5 protein-coding genes are annotated in these 6,051 nt (G+C 50.1%); 1 reads left to right on the forward strand and 4 read right to left on the reverse strand.

Annotated features, from left to right (window positions below; genetic code table 11):
* Window positions 1–45: 45 nt before the first annotated feature.
* The 3 genes from V0288_RS21110 to V0288_RS21120 form a co-directional block, all read right to left on the reverse strand.
* Window positions 46–1,014 (reverse strand): permease, encoded by a 969-nt coding sequence (locus V0288_RS21110; protein WP_332867153.1) that lies wholly within the window; start codon window positions 1,012–1,014, stop codon window positions 46–48.
* A gap of 216 nt (window positions 1,015–1,230) precedes the next feature.
* Window positions 1,231–2,490 carry an S-layer homology domain-containing protein gene (locus V0288_RS21115; protein WP_332867154.1) on the reverse strand — a complete coding sequence of 420 codons (1,260 nt, stop codon included), beginning with the start codon at window positions 2,488–2,490 and terminating at the stop codon, window positions 1,231–1,233.
* Window positions 2,491–2,514: 24 nt separating this feature from the next.
* Window positions 2,515–3,744, reverse strand: a complete 1,230-nt coding sequence (locus tag V0288_RS21120; RefSeq protein ID WP_332867155.1) for an NAD(P)/FAD-dependent oxidoreductase — start codon at window positions 3,742–3,744, stop codon at window positions 2,515–2,517.
* A gap of 113 nt (window positions 3,745–3,857) precedes the next feature.
* On the opposite strand from V0288_RS21120, the gene V0288_RS21125 reads away from it, so the two are divergent.
* Window positions 3,858–5,048 (forward strand): glycosyltransferase, encoded by a 1,191-nt coding sequence (locus V0288_RS21125; protein WP_332867156.1) that lies wholly within the window; start codon window positions 3,858–3,860, stop codon window positions 5,046–5,048.
* A 305-nt stretch (window positions 5,049–5,353) separates the two neighbouring features.
* On the opposite strand, the gene V0288_RS21130 is transcribed toward V0288_RS21125, so the two are convergent.
* Window positions 5,354–6,051 (reverse strand): hypothetical protein (locus V0288_RS21130; protein WP_332867157.1); only part of this gene is annotated, 698 nt, incomplete at its 5' end.

The following is a 6,051-nucleotide window of genomic DNA, read 5'->3' on the forward strand; positions in this document are numbered from 1 at the left end:
CCCGAACTTGTTTCATCGAAAAAAAATTTTCCCTCGATCGAGAGATTAACCGAGATAAAAACTCAGGGTTAGGGAAATTAGAAAGGTAAAAGATAGCAGTAGAAGAACGAGATAAAGAACGACTTTTCGAGAGAACGAGGCGAGAAGTAACGGGACTCCCTGGATGTTAATCAGGGAAGCGGGGAGAAAATAGGCGAGAAAAGAACCGGTAAAAAGTGTCGTGGTGAGAGACCCCGGAACGAGGACGCTCAGGCTAGAATTCACCGATAGGCCGAAACCGAAGAGAATCATTACCAAGATTTGCGCTTCGGGAATTTGTCCCCATTCAATAAGTTGTTGTTGGGGTAGCCATAGTTGGAATAGGGAAGCGATCGTGCATCCCCAGATTAATAACGCGCCGAATTCTAAGGTCTCGCGGGTAAAGTTTCGGACAAAAAGCGATAGGTTCGGTAGCCAGAAGCGTTGTCGAGAACGTTTAATTTTATACTCGTGGATGATATCGCTGATTCCCGATCGATCTTCGATTTCTTCCTCGATCGCTGAAAGATCTTCCTCGAAAAACTCGGGAGATTCAAGCGATTTTTCTTCCTTTATTTGTGGTTGTCCCCGATAATAACTGAAGAGGATACCGATCGAGATCGCCAAGATCCACACCGCGATCGATCGATAGAAGAAAATACTAGAACGTTCGGCGAAAAATTGCCAGGTTAGCCAGAGAGTTAGGACGTTTAAGGTCGGCGCGGCGACGAGAAAACTAAACACGACCGCGAGGGGGACACCCTGCCGGAAAAACCGTCTCGCGATGGGAATCGTGCCATACTGTCCCACCGGTAACAGCAATCCTAACAAACTGCCGACGATCGCCCCCAAAACGCGACCGCGAGGGAAAAACGCCGCCAGTTTTCGATCGTTGACGAAAGCGGCTAAAAAACTGGAAACCGCGATCCCCGCGAGCAGAAAGGGAAACGAAGTTAAGAATAGGCTCGAAAATAGGGTGTTGGCGATTGGACTCATGAAAATCGATCGACATCCTGGACTCCCCTACAAAATACCAGAGAGAGGGGATTAGCAGGCGAAATTTACCGAAAAGGCAGAGAACGTAGGGTGGGTTACGCGGTGCTAACCTACCGAGAAACGGTAAGCCAGAGAATAAAGGAAAGGTAAAAAGCTTAAAAGTAGCCTTTCTCCCTTTTCCTTTCGCCTTTTCCCCGAAAAATCCCCCATCCCCACTTACCGCGAATTCCCCTGCTGGGTCAATCCGGCCTGAAGCGCGTCGGCGGCGGATAGACCATCGCCCTGATAACCGAAGTAGGAGAGAGCGACGGCGGCTTCGGCGCGGGTTACGGGTCGCTTGGGTTGGAATAGGGTAGTATAGCCGTAAACTCGGCGGATATTGGCTTGATCGGCGTTTTGATAGTCGGCGTAGATCGATCGAACCACTTTCGGATTGATTTTCGCGCTATCCTGAAAACCCCAACTATTTTTAATCGTGTCCGGGGTGGCCGCGGGGAGGGCCTTGCGGATATCGAGGGGGACTTTCCACGCGATGAGATCTTCCCGCGTCAGGGGGGAATCGGGACGAAATAACAGCGCGCTCGTGTCTCCGGTTAATTTCGAGGGAATTAATCCAGATTCGGCTAAACCTTGAATATAGGAATAGTCGGGGTCGTTCGGTTTCACGTCGCCGAAAGCCGGGGTCGCGCCGGTATCCGCCAGACGGATCTGTTTGCCCGGTACGCTGGCATGAATGGTATTGTTCGCCAGCACCAGCCAGCGGGCGAAATCTCGCCGACTGATGGGGCTATTGGGATTAAATCGATCGCTCGTGGGAGGATTCGCCGATAAAACCCCTAAACGGGCGAGATCTTGAATATTGGCGCGTAAAATATCGGGAACTCGATCGAGATCGCTAAAAGTCGTCGGATTTCCCGTCGTGACGGGGGAAGGAGAGACGGAAGGGGTCGGGGAAACGGTCGGGGAAACGGTCGGGGAAGTGGCCGGGGTTCCTGCCGGACGGTAATCGAGGCTAAATTCCGTATTCGGGGAGGTGGAAACGATCGCGACCGTTAATTCTAGATTATCCCGACGGGCGCTCAGGGCGCTATTCGTGCCATCTCCGGAAAAAGGGGTGACAATCTCCCAGTTATTCGCCTGTAGTTGCTGTTGGTAGAAGTTTTCGACCAGATTCGTCGGATCGCTCGTTCTCCATCGGGTTTGTACCTCCGGGTTATCGGGGCTAGATTGTACGGAGAGCAATTCCGCGTTGTCGTATCGCGGGATATCGGTGGGGAAATTGTCGGGCAGTTGGTCGGTAGTGGGGGTGGGAGTCGGGGAGGTTTCCACTGTGGGACTACCCTGGAGCGAGGGATCGGCGGCGAAACGGTTTTCTAGGGAGGCGTTGCCACTACACGCTCCTAATAAGGCTACTAATCCGATAATCGCGCTAAAACGGAGGGACTTTACCACGGCATTCTCTAGAACTACAGTCACGGGGACGGGAGACCCCTATCCATCCTATCGCGTTCGATCGCCCTTTTCGGGGAGCGGAAAGCGCGCCAACCATTGGCGTATTTTCCCGAGTAAATAGCCGCCGATTCCTTTGGTGTATTTCTCGAATTTGTAGTAAAAGAGAATATCGATTAAATCCGGCATCGAGAGATATTGAAGGGCGGCAACGCCTTTATCGATGCGGGAATCACTGTATTCTAAATATACTTTCCGGCTGAGGCGATCGGACACACTCCACTTCGGCTCGAAATATTGTTTTAACGCGCGTTCGTAAGCGTTAAAATCGGCTTTTCCCCGCAGGGCTGATTCGATATAAGGACAGGCGATTTCCGCTCCCCGCATGGCGTGACGGATTCCCTCCCCACCGAGTAGATTGATCGTGGAAACCGTATCCCCGATCGCCAGAACCCGATCGCCGCGATAATAAATATCTTGGAGTCCGATCGAGTATTCGATGATCGAGCCGTGGGTCTCGATAAGTTCGTAACTTTCTACCCGTAAATATTCCGACAGAATCGCGTGAATATATTCCTTTAACGGTTTGACTCGATCGATGTGCGGGTGTTCCCCCTCTAGCCACGCGGAACCGACTTTTAGCCGATTATCCTCCATCGGGAAAATCCAGCCGTAGCCTTTCGGACTCCATTTATGTCCGAGGAAAAACACCAGGGAATCGGCGTATTTTTGATACACTATATCCGAAACTTTAATTAAATATTCGATACCGACTCCCTTACATAATTCGGGTCTTTCCCGTCGATGGGGATAGATGACCGCCCGGGCGTAACCCGTCGCGTCGATTACTAATTTCGTGTTAACTGTCTCGATTTCCTTTCCCTTCGATTTGAGAGAAACGGTTAGCCCGTCTTCCTTTTCTTCATAAGTTAGATAACGGCAACCCATACGAACTTCACCGCCGAGTCTTACCACTTCTCCCGCGAGAAATTCCCGTAGTTTGGCGAAATCGAAAACCACTCCTAACGGTCGATCGGATCGCCACGATCGCTCGACATTGGTGGCGATAATGTCGATATGTTTCCAGAAACGGGCGACCACGCTTTCCGGTAATTGGAAATCCTCTAAAATTTCCAGCGGAGACGCGGCACTAGAAAAATTATTATCCAGAAAACTCGAATGTTGTTCGAGTAAAAGCACGCGATAACCTTTCTCGCTCAACCGTCGCGCGCAGTGACCTCCCGCGGGCCCGGCCCCGACAATAACTACCTCGTAATCCATACAGCGTTACTAGAAAATTTAACTAATAGTAGCGTTCGGAAACGATTTTTTTCAGCGATCGCCCCGACATTCCCCTTACAATACGATAGGACAATTCTGGTACGCGAACACGAATGACGCGATTTTTCCTGTTTATCACCGCCATCTCTCTGGTTATCTGGCTCTATCTCCTGTTTTTTCGGGGTCGATTCTGGCGATCGGATCAAAAACTCGACGCGGATTCTCCCACTCTATCCCGTTTGCCGGTGGTGCGGGCGGTTATCCCAGCGCGAAATGAAGCGGAAAGCCTGCCGATTAGCCTTTCTTCCCTGTTCTCGCAGGATTACGCGGGGGATTTCTCGATCGTTCTCGTCGATGATTGCAGTAGCGACGGAACGGCGGAAGTGGCGCGGGAAATCGCCGGGAAGTTCGATCGATCCGAGCGGTTAACGGTTCTGACCGGTCAACCCCTGCCCGCGGGGTGGACGGGAAAATTATGGGCGATGAAACAGGGAATCGCGCGCGCGACGGGGGATTCGGCGATCGATTATTTATTGTTAACCGACGCGGATATCGAACACGATCGAACGAATTTGTCAAGATTAATCTCGAAAGCGGAACGGGAAAATCAAGCCCTAGTTTCTGTAATGGTCGCGCTACGTTGTCAGAGTTTTTGGGAGAAGTTTTTAATTCCCGCTTTCGTCTTTTTCTTCGAGAAATTATACCCGTTTCCTTCGGTCAATAATCCGAACAGCACCATCGCGGCGGCCGCGGGGGGGTGTATCCTGATCCGTCGGGATATTCTCGAAAAAATCGGCGGGATCGAGATTCTCAAAGACGCGTTAATCGATGATTGTTCTCTGGCGATCGCCGTGAAAAACTATATCCGATCGCGTCCGGAAATCGGGACTCGATCGATCTGGTTGGGATTGAGTGAAACCACCCGCAGTATCCGCCCCTATCCCGATTTAGAAACGATTTGGAATATGGTAGCCCGTACCGCATTCACTCAACTTAATTATTCGCCTTTTCTCCTAATCGGAACGATTATCGGGATGTTTATTACCTATCTAGCCGCGCCGATCGGGTTAGTTATCGGGTTATTGTTCGGAAATAAACTTCTCGCGATCGTTAGCTCGATCGTCTGGTTATTAATGGCGGTATCCTACTGGCCGACCTTAAAATTATACGGGCTATCTATTTGGCGATCGCTCACCCTACCTTTTATCGCCGTTTTCTATAGTTTGATGACGGTAGATTCGGCGTTTCGATATTGGCGAGGTCAGGGAGGCGCGTGGAAAGGGAGAGTCTATCCGGGACGTTAGAAAATCTCTTCCAGAAATCAGAATTTCTCCGGTAGATAAGGAGCCAGCGGTAGGGGCGGGGTTTCCTCGCCCGGAGTCAGGAGTCAGGAGGAACAATCAAAAATAAAAGGGGGGAAACTTTTATAAGTTTGTCAAGGGAAAAATGAATTTTACAAAAATCTAAAAGACAGAAAAAAAAATTTAGATTTTATGAGCTAGATATTTCCGAAATTCCCGAAAAAAAATCGATCGACTTAAAGAAAGTCAGAAGTCAAAAATCGGGGAGTTTCTGTCTTCCGCCTTCTTTCTCGATCGATCGGGCGCTACTAATGAGACTCTATCTTATTTCCCTGAGAGGGAGTTCCATTCCCCCATTCCGAGAAGAGATCGTCATTGAAAAGTTCGTCAAAAGATTCGAGATCCGCCTCGGAAGGTAGGGGTTCGCTCGCTCCCGTGTCCGAATTTTCTAACATACTGAAGAAATCGAGATCGATCTCTTCGCTAACGGCGGAGAACTGAGAATCTACATGACCGTTAGAGCCGGCATTCTCGATCTCGCTCGCTAGAGACTCGAAAAGAGCGTTCGCCTCCGCATCGTTGGTATTCGCGAATAACTCTTCGAGTGAACTGGGGAGAGCGTCGGTGGATAACGACTCGGATTGTTCGGCCTCGGTGGGTAGGAGATCGAAGAAACTGGTGTCGTCCGGAGAAACTCTCGAAGAAAAGATTTCGTGATCCTCGATCGCTAAATCTTCAAAATTCGCTATCGATTCGACTTCTTCCAGGGCGGGACTGTTCAAGAAATCGAGATCGACAGAAGAAAGCTCGGGCGCGGTTGTTTCCTCGAATTCCCCGAAACTTTCAAAAGCGCTCATTTCGGAGATGATGTCCACCGTGGGGGTTTGGATCGCTTCTAGGGTCGCGTTGTCCTCGAATCCGTCGAAATTATCGAACGTTTCCGTTTCGTCACTCGTTTCCTCGAATTCCCCGAAACTTTCAAAAGCGCTCATTTCGGAGATGATGT

Origin of the sequence: Pannus brasiliensis CCIBt3594 (assembly GCF_036688125.1) — a bacterium.
Taxonomy (GTDB): domain Bacteria; phylum Cyanobacteriota; class Cyanobacteriia; order Cyanobacteriales; family Microcystaceae; genus Pannus; species Pannus brasiliensis.